Genomic DNA, 17,236 nt, shown 5'->3' on the forward strand with positions numbered 1-17,236 from the left:
CTGACGAGATGAGCAATGAGACCGTGTTTTCCAACGCCCGCATCGTTCTCGAGGATGACGTCCTCGCCGGATCGATCCTCATCCGCGACGGCAAGATCGCCGATATCTCCGAAGGGAGTTCGGTAGCCGGCGAAGATTTCGAAGGCGACTTCATTATTCCCGGCCTCGTCGAGTTGCACACCGACCATCTCGAAGGACACTATCAGCCGCGCCCCGGCATTCGTTGGAACAAGACCGCGGCGGTCCAGGCACATGACGCACAGATCGTCACATCGGGCATCACCACGGTGTTCGACTGCTTGCGCATGGGTGCGGACGAGGACGGCGGCTTCGAACATGGCGAAATGCGCGAGATGGCCGACGCCATCCAGTCGGCGGAGCGGGAAGGCCGACTGCGCGCCGAACACCTCCTGCATCTGCGCTGCGAGGTTTCGGCCGACAATGTGCTCGAACATTTCGCCGATTTCGAAAAAGACCCACATGTGCGGCTCGTCTCGCTGATGGATCACGCGCCCGGCCAGCGCCAGTTCCAGACGATGGATCAGTACATCTTCTACTACCAGAAGAAGCGGGGCCTGAGCGACGAGGTCTTCGCCCGTTTTGTCGCTAAGCGCCAGGCGGAATCGGCGCGCAATTCGACGCCGCATCGCAACGCCATCGCCAAGGTCTGCGCCGAACGCGGTATCACCGTTGCAAGCCATGACGACGCCACACTCGCCCATGTCGACGAGGCCATCGATAACGGCGTGCGGCTTGCCGAATTCCCGACCAGCTTCGATGCCGCCAGGGCATCGCACGAGCACGGCATGAGCGTGCTGATGGGCGCGCCCAACATCGTGCGCGGAAAATCCCATTCCGGCAATATCGCCGCCCGCGATCTCGCCGAAATGGGCGTGCTCGACGTGCTGTCCTCCGACTACGTACCGCTCAGCCTGCTGCATGCTCCCTTCATCCTCGCCGACGAGGTGGAAAGCATCACCCTTCCGAAAGCGATCGCGATGGTGACGTCGACGCCTGCCCGCACCGTCAGCCTCGATGATCGAGGCCGGATCGCGACCGGGCTGCGCGCCGATCTCGTCCGTGTCCACCGCTCGCACGGCGTGCCGGTCACACGCTCCGTCTGGCGCCAAGGACGCCGTGTCGCATGACGCCGCACGAACCCCATCCCGGAGCCGGCGCCGAGCGCGGCATCATGGTCGTCGTCGTCGGGCCGAGCGGCGCCGGCAAGGACACGCTGATGAATCTTGCCGCCCGGCATTTCGCCGGCCGCGCCGACGTTCACTTCACCCGCCGCGTCATCACCCGCCACCGCGACGCCGGCGGCGAAGACCATCTTTCCGTCTCCCTCCAAGGCTTTACGGCGATGGAACAGTCGGGCTCCTTCGCCGTCTGGTGGGAGGCGCACGGTCTGAAATACGGTATTCCGGCCGAGGTCTCGGTGGCACTGTCTCGCGGCCATGTCGTTGTCGCCAATGGTTCGCGTTCGGCACTTCACCGTTTCCAGGCCGCTTTCCCGCGGCTCAAGGTGATCAACGTCACCGCCCGCCCGGAAGTGCTCGCCGGCCGGCTGGAGGCGCGCGGACGCGAGACGCATGAGGATATCATGGCGAGACTCGCCCGCGGGCCGCTGACGGTGCGCGGCGACTACGACGTGACGGAGCTCGACAATAGCGGCTCGCTCGAAGAGGCCAAACAGAAGATGGTCGCGATCCTCGACGGGCTGCTCGCCGAGGTGCATTGACCACAGCAGAGAAGCAGGATGCGCGCCATCAAAGTCGTCGACTACGATCCCTCTTGGCCGCGGCGCTTTGCCGAAATCAGCGCCGAGATCTCCGTCCTGCTCGGTGACGTGGTGTTTTCAATCGACCATATCGGCAGCACTTCGGTGCCTGGCCTGGCGGCCAAGCCGAAAATTGACCTCGATGTGGTCACGATCTCAGATGGAATTCTGCCGACGGCGGTCGACATGCTGCGCGCTGCCGATTTCGTCTTCCACGGCGATCGGGGAGAGAAACGCTGGGCCTTCACTCGAGACCACGATGGCTACGGATTCAAGCTCTATCTCTGCGGCCCCAATAAGCGCGCCCATCGCGAGCGGCTCGTGTTTCGCGACTATCTCCGGGATCACCCCGACAGGGCCACAGCCTATGCCGAGCTGAAACGCCGGCTGGCCGTGGAGGCAGACGGCGACCGGGGTCTCTATACCGGCGGCAAGACCGCGTTCGTCGGCGAAACGCTGCGATTGGCAAGCTTGATGACGTGAGATCGGAGTGCGCAAGCGCTCCAGTCTCGGTATCTATCAATCCCCGTCGCCCCGTCCCGATACGATCTCGCGCTTGCCGACGTGATTGGCGGGGCCGACGAGGCCTTCCTTTTCCATGCGTTCGACCAATGAGGCGGCGCGGTTATAGCCGATGCCGAGGCGGCGCTGGATGTAGGAGGTCGAGCACTTCTTGTCGCGCATGACGACCTTGACCGCCTGCTCGTAAAGCTCGTTGCCGTCCTCGGAGGCCATGGCGCTCTTGTCGAATACCGCGCCGGTCTCTTCCTCTTCCGGCTCTTCCTCCTCGTCGGCGGTCACGGTGTCGAGATATTCGGGGCGACCCTGCGTCTTCAGATGCGCAACGACTTTCTCCACTTCGGCATCGGAGACGAAGGGACCGTGGACGCGGGAAATCCGTCCGCCGCCCTGCATATGCAGCATGTCGCCCTGGCCGAGCAGCTGTTCGGCGCCCTGCTCGCCGAGGATGGTGCGGCTGTCGATCTTCGAGGTGACCTGGAAGGAAATGCGGGTCGGGAAATTCGCCTTGATCGTGCCGGTGATGACGTCGACCGACGGGCGCTGCGTCGCCATGATCAGATGGATGCCGGCCGCACGCGCCATCTGCGCCAGACGCTGGATCGCGCCTTCGATCTCCTTGCCGGCGACCATCATCAGGTCGGCCATTTCGTCGACGATGACGACGATATACGGCATCGGCGCGAGATCCAGCTCCTGCTGCTCCTCGACCGGCGCACCGGTTCCCCTGTCGAAGCCGGTCTGGACCATGATATGGATGGTCTCGCCCTTTTCGCGCGCCTGGGAGACGCGGCCATTATAGCCGTCGATGTTGCGCACGCCGAGGCGCGACATCTTGCGATAACGCTCCTCCATCTCGCGCACCGCCCATTTCAGCGCCATGACCGCCTTCTTCGGATCGGTGACGACGGGAGTCAGCAGATGCGGGATGCCGTCATAGACCGAGAGCTCGAGCATCTTCGGGTCGACCATGATCAGCCGGCACTGTTCCGGCGTCATGCGGTAGAGCAGCGACAGGATCATCGTGTTGATGGCGACCGACTTACCCGAGCCGGTGGTGCCGGCGACAAGCAGATGCGGCATCTTCGCAAGCTCGGCGATCACAGGCTCGCCACCGATGGTCTTGCCGAGGCCGAGCGCCAGCTTATAGCCGCTCTTGTCGAAATCCTGGCTCTCGATCATCTCGCGGAAATAGACTGTTTCACGGGTGACATTCGGCAGTTCGATGCCGATGACGTTGCGGCCGGGAACGACGGCGACGCGGGCCGAAAGCGCCGACATCGAGCGGGCGATATCGTCGGCGAGGCCGATGACGCGCGATGACTTCACGCCAGGCGCCGGCTCGAATTCATAGAGGGTGACGACGGGGCCGGGGCGGACATGAATGATCTCGCCCTTAATGCCGAAATCTTCCAGCACGCTTTCCAGAAGACCGGCATTCTGTTCCAGCGTCTCCTGCGACATGATCTCGCCAAGCAGTTCCGGTGGCTCCTGCAACAGGGCGCGCGGCGGGAATTCATAGCCTGACGCATCGACCTTTTCCGGTCTGGCCACAAGGCGCGGCGACGGCAGGACGGCGGCCACCGGCGGCGTGGGCCGAGGCGCCGGTGCCGCCTGGGGCAACGGTGCCGCCTGGGGCAACGGTGTCGCCGGGGGCAACGGTGTCGCCTGCGGCATTGGCGCGATCTGGGATACCTGGGGCACGCCTCTCGGCGCCAGCACAATCGGCTCCGGAGCACGAAGCGGCTTTTCCAGGGATATCGCGGTCGGCGGCCGCAGAGCTGCCGATGCGGGCGTTGCGGCCGGCGGCTGGATCGGGCGCGATGCGGCGGAAGCCGGTTTCGGCGCGCCCGGACGCCATTCCATGACGCGGAATAGGGCGGTGATCGCTTCGGGCGTGGTCTCGATCTTCGGAACAACGATCGAGGGTTTGCGGATCGGCTCGCCTTCTTCGAAGGCCATGACTTCCCAGAAGGCGAAATCGGAAATCGAAGCCAGTTCGGAAGCAGCGCGCAAGGCCGGCGCCTCTGCCCGGCCGGAGGCCGACGGCTGCGGCATCTCGATCATCGGAGCCGGTGCTGCGGCAAGCTCGCTCGGCTCCGGCAGATAGATGTCGAAAGGCACATCGACGGCGACCGGTTCTATCCGGATCGCTTGCTGCTCGAGCTGCGTTTCGTCGCGAACGGGCTCGTTCGGCGGACGGCGCCGGCTGATCAGCGTTTCCGGGGTGCGCGTGAAGCGAACATTCGGCGCGAGCGAGAAGTTGCTCTGCCAGATCGGCGCCGCCGGCTTTTCACCGGGATTTTCCTCCACAAGCTCGGTTTCAAGCCCGCTGGAAAAATCTGCGGCATCCGTCAAATTGGTTCTGGGAAAACGCATGCGTCCGCTACTCACTCATGCCTAACAAATTACGACCCTACCGGGATAGAAAAGGAAGGTTAATAAGTTCCTTCCAGCTGGATCGTTCCGATACAGCTTCCAGAGGCAAACCGTCGCTATTTCAATGAGTTGCGTGAAACGTAAAAATCTTTTTCCGTTTTGGGGAGGCGCTCAATGCGCCTCGTCCCAATTGGTGGCGGCGCGGGCATCGACGCGCAGCGGCACGCGCATTTCGAGCGCCGGCATGGTGGCGTTTTCCATGACCGAGACGATGATCGGCATCGCCTTTTCGACATCCTCATCCTCGACTTCGAAGATGAGTTCGTCGTGCACCTGCAAGAGCATGCGGACACGCTCGGCAAGACCGGCTTCAACAAGCGCCGGCTCCATCTTGATCATCGCCCGGCGGATGACGTCGGCGGCCGAACCCTGGATCGGCGCGTTGATCGCGGCGCGTTCGTTGAAGGCGCGCACCGACGGATTGGAAGAACGGATTTCAGGATAGTTGATTCGCCGGCCGAAGATCGTCTCGACATAACCCTTGTCGCGCGCCATAGCCTTGCGGCTTTCCATATAGTCGCGGATGCCGGGGAAACGTTCGAAATATTTCTTGATATAGTCGCCGGCTTCCGACCGCTCGATCGAAAGCTGATTGGCGAGCCCGAAGGCCGAGATGCCGTAGATGATGCCGAAATTGATCGCCTTGGCGCGGCGGCGCACCTCGCCCGGCATGCCATCGACCGGCACGCCGAACATTTCCGACGCCGTCATCGCATGGATATCGACGCCATCCTCGAAGGCCTTGGTCAGCTGCGGGATCTCGGCCACATGGGCAAGCACGCGCAATTCGATCTGGCTATAATCGGCGGAAATCAGCTTGTGGCCCGGTGTCGAGATGAAGGCGGTGCGGATCTTGCGGCCTTCGGCGGTGCGCACCGGAATGTTCTGCAGGTTCGGCTCGGAGGAGGATAGCCGCCCGGTCGTCGTCGAGGCCAGCGAGTAGGAGGTGTGGACCCGCTTTGTTTCCGGATGCACATAGCCGGGAAGCGCATCGGTGTAGGTCGATTTCAGCTTGGTGAGCTGGCGCCAGTCGACGATCTTGCGCGGCAGCTCGAAACCGGCGGCGGCGAGATCCTCGAGTACCGAGGCGGAGGTCGACCATTGCCCGGTCTTCGTCTTGCTGCCGCCGGCAAGACCCATCTTGCCGAACAGGATATCGCCGAGCTGCTTCGGCGAGCCGATATTGAAGCGTTCGCCGGCCAGCGTGTAGATCTCGTCTTCCAGCCGCGCCGCACCCTGGGCCAGCTCGCCCGACAGGCGCGACAGGATCTGCCGGTCGACGGTGATGCCGCGCGCTTCCATACGGGCCAGCACCGGCAATAGCGGCCGCTCCAGCCGTTCATAAACGCTGGTCAATCCGGCTGCCGCCAGCCGCGGCTTCAGCACCAGCCAGAGGCGCAGCGTCACGTCGGCGTCTTCGGCGGCATAATGGGTGGCGCGGTCGATATCGACCAGATCGAAGGTCACGTTCGCCCTGCCGCTGCCGGCCACGTCCTTGTAGGGGATCGGCGTATGGCCGAGGAATTTTTCCGAGAGCGGATCCATGCCATGGGCGCCGGTGCCGGCGTCGAGCACGTAGGAGATCAGCATCGTATCGTCGAAGCTCTTCGTCTCGATGCCGTAGCGCTTCATCAAGAGGTAATCGTATTTCAGGTTCTGGGCGACCTTGAGAACCGATTCGTCCTCCAGCAATGCCTTCAGCCGCGGCAAGGCATCGCGCATAGGGATCTGGTTTTCGGCAAGGCCGCCGCCGAGCAGATCGCCGACGCCGTTCTTATGGGCGAGCGGCACATAAGCGGCACGGATCTTCGTGCCGGAGGGATCGGCGACGTTGTCGGCGATCGCCATCGCGAAGCCGACGAGCTCGGCCTGCATCGCATCGAGTGACGTGGTCTCCGTATCGAAAGCGATGAGCCCTGTGTCGCGCGCAGCGGCAATCCATCGGTCGAGCGTCGCCAGATCGCGGATCGTTTCATAGGTCGAGTGGTCGAAGGGCAGCGCCGCGAAAGCCTTAGCCCGCGCCTTGGCAAGATCGGCGGGTGAAAATGCGCCTTCGACGCCGGGCTTCGCCTTTGCACGAGACGGCACGGGCACCGATTCGCCCGAAACGTCGGGGATGCCGCCGGCAACCAGCTCCGGCTCGGCAGCATCGAGATCCGGACCATGGGCAGCCGCGCCCCATTCGATCGGAACGACCGCCGGTTCGATGGCGCTCGCATCGCAATCGCAGACTTCGGCGACGCGGCGCGTCAACGAGGTGAATTCCATCGTCTTGAGGAAACCGATCAGCTTCGGGCCGTTCTGCGGTTCCAGCACCAGCGCGTCGAGATCGAGATCGAGCGGCACGTCGGTGCGCAGGCGGACGAGGTCGCGCGAGAGCTTGGCCATTTCGATATTGGCAAGAATCGTCTCGCGACGCTTGACCTGCTTGATCTCGGTGGCGCGTTCGAGCAGCGTGTCGAGGTCGCCGTATTCCTCAAGCAGCTGGGCGGCGGTTTTAGGGCCGATGCCGGGAATGCCTGGAACGTTGTCGACGGAATCGCCGGTCATCGCCTGCAGGTCGATCATCTTTTCAGGCGGCACGCCCCATTTCTCGACGACGTCGGGAATGCCGATCTGTTTGTCCTTCATGCTGTCATACATGTGGACGTTTGGCGTTACGAGCTGCATCAGATCCTTGTCGGAGGAAACGATCGTGACGTCGGCGCCTGCCGCCTCGGCCTGGCGGGCATAGGTGGCGATGATGTCGTCAGCCTCGAAGCCTTCAGTCTCGATGCAGGGCAGGTTGAAGGCGCGGGTCGCCTCGCGGATGAGGCCGAATTGCGGGATGAGCTCTTCGGGCGGGGCCGAACGGTTCGCCTTGTAAGCGTCGTAGAGATCCTTGCGAAAGGTCTTGGCGGAATAATCGAAAATGACGGCGAGATGGGTCGGTGTTACCCCGACATCGGTGTTGCGCGCATCCCGCAAGAGCTTCCACAGCATGTTGCAGAAACCGGAAACGGCGCCCACCGGCAGGCCGTCCGATTTGCGCGTCAGCGGCGGTAATGCATGAAACGCCCGGAAGATGAAACCGGAACCATCGACTAGGAAGAGGTGATCGCCTTTTTTCATGCGTGCATGGATAGCGCGGGCACGGAAAGAGGTCCATATAAAGTTCGGCGCGCCAAGAGATTATGGGTCGGGTTCCAGGAAATATGCAGAAGGGATTCCTGCTCACCAAACTGTTACCGATTTGTAACGTGGCGTGACCCTTGAAAAACCACATTCGCAGTTACAAATCCATGTCACCGGCGCTTGATCGTGCCGCGGGTCTGATTACCGGCTTGTCCCCCGCCGCATCAGGCTTGGACAAAGGCCTTATCCCCCTCTCCGGGCCTTTGTCCCCATTTTAAAGTCGCCATGGCCAACCTCCAGGTCATGGCGACTTTTGTTTTTCCAGCCACGAAATGTGGCGGAGCCTGCATTTTTTTGGAGCGTCCTGTGCGATTTGCTGCATTGTCTCCGGCATGGTTTTGAGCCTAACTTGCAATCATGGGATTTAACCGCATGGATTCGGGAGTTTACCTTGCCAGCCAGCTGGCGAAGGGTTTTGCCCGCTCGCTGCACCAGCGCGCGGTCGGGCTCGGTTTTTCCCCCGGTCAGTTTCCCATTCTGCTGGAGCTCTGGGGCGAAGACGGCCTGACCCAGAAACAGCTGCTCGAGCGGGTCGATATCGAGCAGGCGACCATGGCCAATACGTTGTCGCGCATGGTCCGCGACGGGCTGATTGAACGCCGGCCGCATCCATCTGACAAGCGGGCGCAGCTGATCTTCCTGACGCCGAAGGCGCGTGCAATGGAAGCCGACGCGATCGAAAGCGCGCGCGAGGCCGACCTCGCGCTGTTCAAGGGCTTTCGGACTTTCGAGCGCGAACTGACGCTCGAATATATCCGCCGGCTGCTGGAAAACGCCAAGGCGCTCTGAGCGGCATTACTCGCAGGGTGGGTCGCCGCCACGGTATCGACGGATCGTCCATTTAAAGCGCGTCGCATCGAATTTGATTCATGCGACGCGCTTTAGCCTTTTGTTTTTATGCATGTCCCGTCCCGGACCGCTGCAGACCTCCGAGCGACATGCTTTAGGCTGTCGAGGACAGGCGGCTTTCGCGGGCAGCGAGCTTGGTACTCGGCTCGACATCCGGTCTGCCGAGCAAAAACCCCTGTACCTGCGCACAGCCTTCTTCGACGACGATCTGACGCTGTGTCTCGGTTTCGACGCCCTCCGTCACGACAGGCATGCCGAGACTGTGACCGAGGCCGATGATCGCGCGCACGATCGAACGCGCCGCCGCGTCATGGTCCAGCATTCCGGTGAAGCTGCGGTCGACCTTGATCTTGTCGAAAGGGAAGGTTCGCAGGTTGGAAAGCGAGGAAAAACCGGTGCCGAAGTCATCCATGACGATGTGAACACCCAGACTGCGCAGACGCTGCAGCGTGGCCATCACGCGGTCGCGATCACGAATGAGAGCGGCCTCGGTGATCTCGATTTCCAGCCGGCCGGGCGCAAGCCCGGTTTCCTTGAGGATCGCCTCGATCCGCTCGCAAAGGTTTGGCAGCATGAACTGCACCGGCGAAACGTTGACGGCGATCCTCAGTGGATCCGGCCAGCGCGCGGCCTCTTTGCATGCCTGCTGCAGCACCCACTCGCCGAGCTGGACGATCGACCCGCTTTCCTCGGCGATCGGAATAAAGATATCCGGCTCGCTCAAGCCGTGGCCCGGCCGGTTCCAGCGCATCAAGGCCTCGTAACCGCTGATCTCGCCGCTCTGTGCATCGAGAACCGGCTGATAGCTGACATGGATCTGATTGCGGGTGACGGCGTGGCGCAGTTCGCTTTCGATCTGGCGGCGGGCTCGCGTGGCCTTGTCCATTTCCGCATTGAAGAAACAGGCCTTGCCGCGACCATCGTGCTTGACCCGATAGAGTGCGATATCGGCACTGTTGCAGATCTCGTCTGCATTGCTTCCGTCGGTCGGATAAAGAGCGATGCCGAGGCTGACGCCGACGGCGGTTGGGTCGCGCGCCATATCCATTTCGGCGGCGAATTCGTCGAGGATCGCGGCTGCGAGCTTCTGCGCGGCCGCCGGTTGCTGTCCGGCCGACTGAATGATGGCAAATTCATCGCCGCCGAGACGGGCGATCGTATCGCGTTCATCGGCCACACGACGCAGGATTGCGGCGACTTTGCAAAGAATGCGGTCGCCCTCAGCGTGGCCGAAAATATCGTTGACGGTCTTGAAGCGATCGAGATCGATATAGAAAAGGGCAACCTCGCTGTTCTTTCCCTTGGCCATCTGCAGCGCCTGGCGGATGCGCTTGTCGAACATCGACCGGTTTGGAAGGTCGGTGAGAACATCGTGATGGGCTAGGTGTTCAATCATCTCCTCGGCCTGCCGGCGCTCGGTAAGATCGCGCACCGCCAGCACGTCGCAGTTGTGGCCACGATAGACGATCCTGCTCGTGTTGACTTCGACGGCGATCTCCCGGCCGTTCCTGGTGTTGAGCAGCGTCTCGCCGTTCTGTCCCTGGACGGCGGTTAAGACCATGGAGGGCGCCTTGCCCGAGAGATCGGCAAGCTTCCAGCCGGAAAGGCCCTGAAAGCGTTCGTTGGTATCGATAATTCTGCCGTCGCGCAGGATCAGCAATCCTTCCTGCGACGCATTTGCGAGTCCCCGCAGGTCCGTCATGTGGCTTTCGACAAAAACAACGGCAATCGCGATCAGAATGAGAGCTGTGGCCGCCACCACGACGATCGCGGCCAGCAGGCTGGTATCCAGCACCGTTGCCGGAACCTCTTTGCCGGGATCCGGCACGAGCGTGATGCTGGCCATCGAAATGAAGTGGAGTGCGCAGATCGCGAGGACGAAGGCAATCGAGGAGGTGAGGAGCCGTCTCAGTCCATTCAATTGGAAGAAGGCGTGGAAGGCAGTGCTCGACAGCAGCGCTCCCGCAAGCACGGCAGTTACGGTCATATACGGATCGTAGAGGATTTCCGCCTGTGTTTCGATCGCCTGCATGCCGGTCAAGTGCATCGAGGCGATGCCGAGCGCCATCAGGACGCCGCCTTGGATGCGCGAAAACCTGCCCCGGCCTTGCGAAGCGACGAGGATTGCCGCCCACGAGGCGACCACCGACAAGACGAAGGAAAGCGCCGTCAGGCCCAGCTGGTAGCTGATCGGCATGCCGCCGTCATAGGCCAGCATCGCGATGAAATGGGTTGCCCATACGCCGGTGCCGAAGGCGAAAGCCGACGCACCGATCCAAAGCTTGCGGCGTCCGGCATCGCATTCCTGGGCGCGGGAAAGCGGCAGCATCGCTGCCATTGCGCCGATCAGGCAGACAACGGCCGCCGCGAGCACCAGCCGCCAATCGTGATCGTCGCGAATACAAGTAATGACCGAAAACATCTCGCCCCTCGTACAGCTGAATTTGGTCAAGTTAATTCGGTTGTGCTAAATAACCGTAAATTGAATTAGGATGTTCTTCTATAGAGTCCGACAAATCTTCCCGACACGGGTCCAGACCTGGTCACTTTCGCCACGCCCACTTTTGCTTTTTCCGCCTCGCCTGCCCTGCTGGTTTGGTCTATCGTCCGGCCGAATTTCAAAAAGGAGTCGAAAATGACGGATGTACAACAGGTGCTTGCACGCGCGGATCAGAACCTTTCCTCGAGTCTCGAAAAGCTGTTCGAGCTTCTGCGCATCCAGTCGATTTCCACGGATCCCGCCTTCAAGGCGGAATGCCGGAAAGCCGCCGAATGGCTGGTCGCCTATCTCCAGGGCATCGGCTTTTCCGCTTCGGTGCGTGACACGCCCGGCCATCCGATGGTGGTCGCCCACCATGCCGGGGCCTCCGCCGATGCGCCGCATGTGCTGTTCTACGGCCATTACGACGTGCAGCCGGTCGATCCGATCGAGCTCTGGGAAAACGATCCGTTCGAGCCGTCGATCAAGGATATCGGCGAGGGCCGCAAGATTCTGACCGGCCGTGGCACATCGGATGACAAGGGCCAGCTGATGACCTTCGTCGAAGCCTGCCGCGCCTATAAGGAGATCAACGGCGCGCTTCCCTGCCGCATCACCATTCTCTTCGAGGGCGAGGAGGAATCGGGCTCGCCGTCGTTGAAACCTTTCCTCGAAGCCAATGCCGCCGAGCTGAAGGCCGACTATGCGCTTGTCTGCGATACCGGCATGTGGGACCGCGACACGCCGGCAATCGCCGCGGCGCTGCGAGGCCTCGTCGGCGAAGAGGTGGTCGTGACCGCCGCCGACCGCGATCTGCATTCCGGTCTTTTCGGCGGCGCGGCAGCAAATCCGATCCATATTCTGGTCGAGACGCTTGCCGGCCTGCACGACGAGACGGGGCGCGTCACGCTTGGCGGCTTCTATGACGGTGTCGAGGAGACGCCCGACAACATCAAGGCGTCATGGGAGACACTCGGCAAGAGCGCGGAAAAATTCCTCGGCGAAGTCGGCCTGTCCATTCCCTCCGGCGAGAAGGGCCGCTCGGTGCTTGAACTGACCTGGGCGCGGCCGACCGCCGAAGTCAACGGCATCTGGGGCGGATATACCGGCGAAGGCTTCAAGACGGTGATCGCCGCCAAGGCCTCGGCAAAGGTTTCGTTCCGGCTCGTCGGGACCCAGGATCCGACCGCCATTCGCGAGGCTTTCCGCAGCTATGTCAGGTCGAAAATTCCGGCCGACTGCTCGGTCGAATTTCATCCGCATGGCGGCTCGCCGGCGATTCATCTCTCCTATGACTCGCCTCTGCTGACCAAGGCAAAGACGGCGCTTTCCGATGAATGGCCGAAACCCGCCATCGTCATCGGCATGGGCGGCTCGATCCCGATCGTCGGCGACTTCCAGAAGATGCTCGGTATGGAATCACTGCTCGTCGGCTTCGGCCTCAGCGACGACCGCATCCATTCGCCGAACGAAAAATACGAGCTTGTCTCCTATCACAAGGGCATCCGCTCCTGGGTGCGGATTCTTCAGGCCCTTGCCGCCTGAGAGAGACTGGCGCGTCCCACGCAGCACGAATAATGGCGACAACAAAAAGGCCGGTTCAAACCGGCCTTTCGTCATCCGTGCGTCTCAGTGCCAGTTCATCCGTGGTCAAGGAGAAAGCGGTATTGCAATGAGACTGCCTTCGAAAGGTTAACGAGCGGTTAACGACACTTGCACAAGCGTCTTCCCGATCGAGAACACCATATCGCATCACAAAATCCCCCCCGTTCAAGCTGCGTTCATCGCGATCTCAGTATAAGCCTTTGAAAGACAAGAAAATGGTGACGCCCTAACAAATGCCGGCGATCGCTCTATCTTTGCGCATATGGCATATGCCTCAAAGAAACGCAGCCAAGGGCTGCTGAAAACACGCCAACGAGGAGTGAGAAGCGTGAAAAACCTCATCGTCAAGATCGCCGCGGCCGCGCTGCTTGTGCTGGCTCCGGCAATAGCACAGGCCGCCGAGGGTTACTCGACGGCGAATGTCAACATGCGTGCGGGACCAAGCACGCGCTATCCCGCCGTCGCAGTCATCCCCGCCGGCTCTTCCGTCGAAATCCGTGGATGTCTTTCCAATGTCAATTGGTGCGACGTCGAATTCTATGGCGGCCGCGGCTGGGTTTCCGGCCAGTATGTGCAGGCCGTCTACCAGCAACGCCGTGTCTATGTCGGTCCGCAATATTACCGTCCGTTGGGCATTCCGATGGTTACCTTCAGCGTCGGCAATTATTGGGACCGCTACTACCGTGGCCGCGATTTCTATCGCGAGCGTGACCGCTGGAGCCGCGGCCCGGACTATTATTACCGCGACCGCGACTACCGAGAGCGGGATTACCGGCCGCGGGAGTATCGGGATCGGGATCGTGACCGCGACCGGCGCGACGATGCCCGCAGGGAGGAACGCCGCAGAGAGGTCCGCAGGGATGACGACAACAGGAGTTCGGATTTCCGTGATCTGCCGCAGTTCAGGGGCGGAAAGGCCGATACCTATAACCGGCCGGACCCCAGGGCTTCGCCCTTTGTCTGCCGCCCGGGCGATCCGTCCTGCGACAACTGAAATATCGAGGGCGGCAGCAATGCCGCCCTTTCTGCATAGACGGGTCCAATGCGACAGCAGTGCCAGAAAAAGCCCGGCGCTCCTTGGGGGGATGCACCGGGCCTGATGTCGATCGGCCGCGTTGAGGGGAGACGGCCGATCTAGGCGGGACGTGAGGGGGTGTCCCGCTGCTCAATAAACAATCGTCGAGCCTATTGGTTCCACCCTGCGCATAATTCGTTAAATCAGAAATCGCATTTGATCGATGCAACGTGTCTCTGGTCCCGCATGTCGCCGCGAAAGGCGATCCGCAAAGGGCGCGATCTGCCGACCTCAGCGGGCGTGACGAAGAGCAGCGAGGCAGCGGCGGGAAGCCTTGGTCCGCGCGAGGTCCCCGACAATTCGCTGTGAGTGCGTGTCGCTCTTGTTTTGCCGGGTTGCTTATAGCAATTTGCGGTATTGCGGATCGATCTTGATCCGTTCGAGGCTGGAACCTGATGACGCAAGACCACTTGGCTTTGTTCGGGCTGTTCGGCCCTCGGGCGGCCGCCACGGATGTTAGCCTCTGGCATAAATACAACCCCATCCTTCCTGTCCGCCTGACTGATGGAGCAAGCCTCAACCCTTCAGGCCAGATCTGGCGCCGCTTTTATCTGGGCGAGTGGGAATATAAGCAGGATCCGGAAACGCCGGACGATTGCGAAGCCGCCAATGTTGAAGAAACGATTTAACGCGAGGCAGCGCGACGTCGTGTTTGTCAGGCTTTAACACCCCGTTAAATCGCCGCAATTAAAGTTCAACCGGATGATCGCGTCGCCCGCTGCATCGTTCCTTGAACCGAAATCGGTTGAAGGCAAGATCACGCAGCCCTTCAAAGTGCTGCAGCGTTCTTTGCGCGTCCGGAAGGACACGAGGCGCTGCAGGGGCGCCGTTATGCGAAGTGGGCTTCGCGATCGAACAGGGGATGCGACCGGTCGGCAATGGCAGGCAGAGGCAGATCAAGCGACAGAATAGAACCGTCCTTCAGCGGCCGCCCGGTCCGCGACGATGACGAATTTTCGCTCGATGCCGATGACCGCGTCGTCGGCAGCAGATCGGCGCGGCGCGGCGGTTCCAGACCTCCAGCGCAGCGTGCCGCCCGCCAGCGGCGGCGCGAGCCGCGCGAGCGTGAAGGCGGCGGCTTTTTCGGCTTTCTGCGCCGTGCGGTCTATTGGTGCGTCGTGCTTTTCATCTGGGCCGGCATCGGCGTTGCCGGGCTTGTGGTCTATTATGGTTCGCGTATGCCGAGCGCCAGCACATGGGCAATTCCCGAGCGGCCGCCGAACGTCAAGATCACCGCCGTCGACGGCAGCGTCATCGCCAATCGCGGCGCCACCGGCGGTGAGGCGCTATCGCTCGAAAACATGTCGCCCTATATTCCCGAGGCCGTTATCGCCATCGAAGATCGGCGTTTTTATTCGCATTTCGGCGTCGATCCGCTCGGCCTCGGCCGGGCGATCGTCACCAATTTTACGGCCGGCCACATGGTGCAGGGCGGCTCGACGCTGACGCAGCAGCTTGCCAAGAACCTCTTCCTCTCTCCCGAGAGAACGCTGGAGCGCAAGGTGCAAGAGGTACTGCTCGCCCTCTGGTTGGAGCAGAAATACACCAAGGACCAGATCCTTGCGATGTATCTCAATCGTGTGTTCTTCGGATCGAACGCCTATGGCGTCGAAGCGGCGTCACGCCGCTACTTCAACAAATCGGCGCGCGACGTGAACCTTGGCGAGGCCGCGGTGCTGGCCGGCCTGCTCAAGGCGCCGTCGCGGCTTTCGCCGGCCCGCGACGCCGAAGCCGCGAACGCACGCGCCCAGCTCGTGCTCGCGGCGATGCGCGAACAGGGTTTCATCACCGATTCCGAGGTCAAGACCGCGATGTCGCAGACCCCGGCTTCGGCCAAGAGTTACTGGTCGGGCGCCGGACATTATGTCGCCGACATGGTGATGGATGAACTGCCGGGCCTGATCGGCGACGTCAAGGAAGACGTCATCGTCGATACGACCATCGACAAGTCATTGGAAAAAAAGGCCGAGCAATCGCTGGTCGATGTGCTCGACAAGGAAGGCGGCAAGCTCGACGCCTCGCAGGCAGCACTCGTCTCGATCGATGGCACCGGCGCAATCCGGGCGCTGGTCGGCGGCCGGGACTATGCAACGAGCCAGTTCAACCGCGCCGTCAAGGCCAAACGCCAGCCGGGATCCTCGTTCAAGCCTTTCGTCTATGCCGCAGCGCTGGAAAAGGGGCTGACGCCCTTTTCGGTGTTCAACGACGCGCCGATCCGCATCGGCGACTGGACGCCGGAGAATTACGAGAAGAAATACAATGGCGAAGTGACGCTTGCCACGGCGCTTTCCAAGTCGCTGAACACGGTTGCCGCGCAGCTGGTGATGTATGACGGGCCCGACCAGGTGATCAAGCTTGCCCATCGGCTCGGCATCGAAAGCGAGCTGCAGCCGAACGCCTCGATTGCGCTCGGCACGTCGGAAGTGTCGCTGATGGAGCTCACCGCCTCCTATGCCGCCTTCATGAACGGCGGCTACAAGGCGACGCCGCACGTCATCCGCCGGGTGACGACCGCAGACGGCAAGGTTCTTTACGAAAATACCTATGACAGCCCGCCGCGTGTGCTGTCAGAGCAGATCGCCGCCGAGATGGACGCGATGATGATGGGCGTCATCGACAACGGCACCGGCAAGAGCGCCAAGATCCCCGGCTGGCAGGCGGCGGGGAAGACAGGCACGACGCAGAATTCACGCGACGCGCTCTTCGTCGGCTTCACCAGCAACCTCACGACAGGCGTCTGGTTCGGCAATGACGACGGCAAGCCGATGAAGAAGGTGACCGGCGGCGGCCTGCCGGCCAAGGCCTGGAAGGAATTCATGATCGCCGCCCACAAGGGTCTTTCGCCGGCGCCGCTCTTCGGCAACGGCCAGCTGATCGGCGATCAGAACAGCGGCCAGCCGATGGCGCAGACGGCACCGGACGGCGGGCAGCCGGTCACGGCCGAAGCGCCGCCATCCACCACGATCGGCGGCATCATTTCCGGTGTCTTCGGTGGTAACGAGAATGCCAACCGCTATCCGCAGGCGCCCGTCCGGCAGCAAACCGCGCTGTCAGGAAACGGTCCGGTTCCGCCTGCCGACATTGCCGAAGGCGACGGGGGCGGGTACGGAAACGTGGTGCCGCCCGGCGATGTCGGGGCGCCGCAGACGACCTCTTCCGTGCAGCCGCGACGCACCACCCTGCTCGATTTGATCATGGGCCAGTGAGAACCTTGCGGTATACCCGGCGCAAGGCTGATCCCTTAAAGTGGAGCGCGTTCTTCCAGTCGCAAAACCGCTGTACATTCTGCGGGACGTACTCAGAAATCAGCCGCTTT

12 protein-coding genes are annotated in these 17,236 nt (G+C 61.9%); 9 read left to right on the top strand and 3 right to left on the bottom strand.

What is annotated here, in order from left to right:
• Positions 1-8 precede the first annotated feature (8 nt).
• Genes GGI60_RS25340 through GGI60_RS25350 form a run of 3 tightly spaced genes read left to right on the top strand, consistent with a single transcriptional unit; the run spans position 9 to position 2,263 of the window.
• The gene (locus GGI60_RS25340; protein WP_183919184.1) at positions 9-1,148 is read left to right on the top strand and encodes an alpha-D-ribose 1-methylphosphonate 5-triphosphate diphosphatase; all 1,140 of its coding nucleotides are present in this window, start codon (positions 9-11) and stop codon (positions 1,146-1,148) included.
• Positions 1,145-1,741: a phosphonate metabolism protein/1,5-bisphosphokinase (PRPP-forming) PhnN gene (gene phnN / locus GGI60_RS25345; protein WP_183919183.1), complete on the top strand. Its 597-nt coding sequence runs from the start codon at positions 1,145-1,147 to the stop codon at positions 1,739-1,741. Before GGI60_RS25340 ends, phnN begins: the two co-directional genes overlap by 4 nt.
• An 18-nt stretch (positions 1,742-1,759) precedes the next feature.
• On the top strand, positions 1,760-2,263 hold the full coding sequence (locus tag GGI60_RS25350; RefSeq protein ID WP_183919182.1) for a GrpB family protein: 504 nt from the start codon (positions 1,760-1,762) through the stop codon (positions 2,261-2,263).
• Between the two features lie 36 nt (positions 2,264-2,299).
• On the opposite strand, the gene GGI60_RS25355 is transcribed toward GGI60_RS25350, so the two are convergent.
• Together GGI60_RS25355 and polA are read right to left on the bottom strand one after the other, a co-directional pair.
• Positions 2,300-4,678 carry a DNA translocase FtsK gene (locus tag GGI60_RS25355; protein WP_183919181.1) on the bottom strand — a complete coding sequence of 793 codons (2,379 nt, stop codon included), beginning with the start codon at positions 4,676-4,678 and terminating at the stop codon, positions 2,300-2,302.
• A gap of 171 nt (positions 4,679-4,849) precedes the next feature.
• Positions 4,850-7,849: a DNA polymerase I gene (polA, locus tag GGI60_RS25360; protein WP_183919180.1), complete on the bottom strand. Its 3,000-nt coding sequence runs from the start codon at positions 7,847-7,849 to the stop codon at positions 4,850-4,852.
• 435 nt (positions 7,850-8,284) lie between these two features.
• On the opposite strand from polA, the gene GGI60_RS25365 reads away from it, so the two are divergent.
• On the top strand, positions 8,285-8,701 hold the full coding sequence (locus tag GGI60_RS25365; protein WP_183919179.1) for a MarR family winged helix-turn-helix transcriptional regulator: 417 nt from the start codon (positions 8,285-8,287) through the stop codon (positions 8,699-8,701).
• A 154-nt stretch (positions 8,702-8,855) separates the two neighbouring features.
• Here GGI60_RS25365 and GGI60_RS25370 read toward each other — a convergent pair whose 3' ends face one another.
• Entirely contained in the window at positions 8,856-11,183 is a 2,328-nt protein-coding gene (locus GGI60_RS25370) for an EAL domain-containing protein (RefSeq protein WP_183919178.1), read from the bottom strand.
• A 213-nt stretch (positions 11,184-11,396) separates the two neighbouring features.
• On the opposite strand from GGI60_RS25370, the gene GGI60_RS25375 reads away from it, so the two are divergent.
• The 5 genes from GGI60_RS25375 to GGI60_RS25395 all read left to right on the top strand — a co-directional run bounded on the left by GGI60_RS25375 (position 11,397) and on the right by GGI60_RS25395 (position 17,126).
• Positions 11,397-12,785, top strand: a complete 1,389-nt coding sequence (locus GGI60_RS25375; RefSeq protein WP_183919177.1) for a dipeptidase — start codon at positions 11,397-11,399, stop codon at positions 12,783-12,785.
• A 388-nt stretch (positions 12,786-13,173) separates the two neighbouring features.
• Complete coding sequence (locus GGI60_RS25380) at positions 13,174-13,839, top strand: SH3 domain-containing protein (RefSeq protein ID WP_183919176.1); 666 nt, start codon at positions 13,174-13,176, stop codon at positions 13,837-13,839.
• A 237-nt stretch (positions 13,840-14,076) separates the two neighbouring features.
• Positions 14,077-14,229, top strand: a complete 153-nt coding sequence (locus GGI60_RS25385; protein ID WP_183919175.1) for a hypothetical protein — start codon at positions 14,077-14,079, stop codon at positions 14,227-14,229.
• Between the two features lie 86 nt (positions 14,230-14,315).
• The gene (locus GGI60_RS25390) at positions 14,316-14,549 is read left to right on the top strand and encodes a hypothetical protein (protein WP_183919174.1); all 234 of its coding nucleotides are present in this window, start codon (positions 14,316-14,318) and stop codon (positions 14,547-14,549) included.
• Between the two features lie 249 nt (positions 14,550-14,798).
• Positions 14,799-17,126 carry a transglycosylase domain-containing protein gene (locus tag GGI60_RS25395; RefSeq protein ID WP_183919173.1) on the top strand — a complete coding sequence of 776 codons (2,328 nt, stop codon included), beginning with the start codon at positions 14,799-14,801 and terminating at the stop codon, positions 17,124-17,126.
• The last annotated feature ends 110 nt before the right edge of the window (positions 17,127-17,236 follow it).

Source organism: Rhizobium lentis, from assembly GCF_014200175.1.
In the GTDB taxonomy this organism is placed as follows: Bacteria; Pseudomonadota; Alphaproteobacteria; order Rhizobiales; family Rhizobiaceae; genus Rhizobium; species Rhizobium mulingense.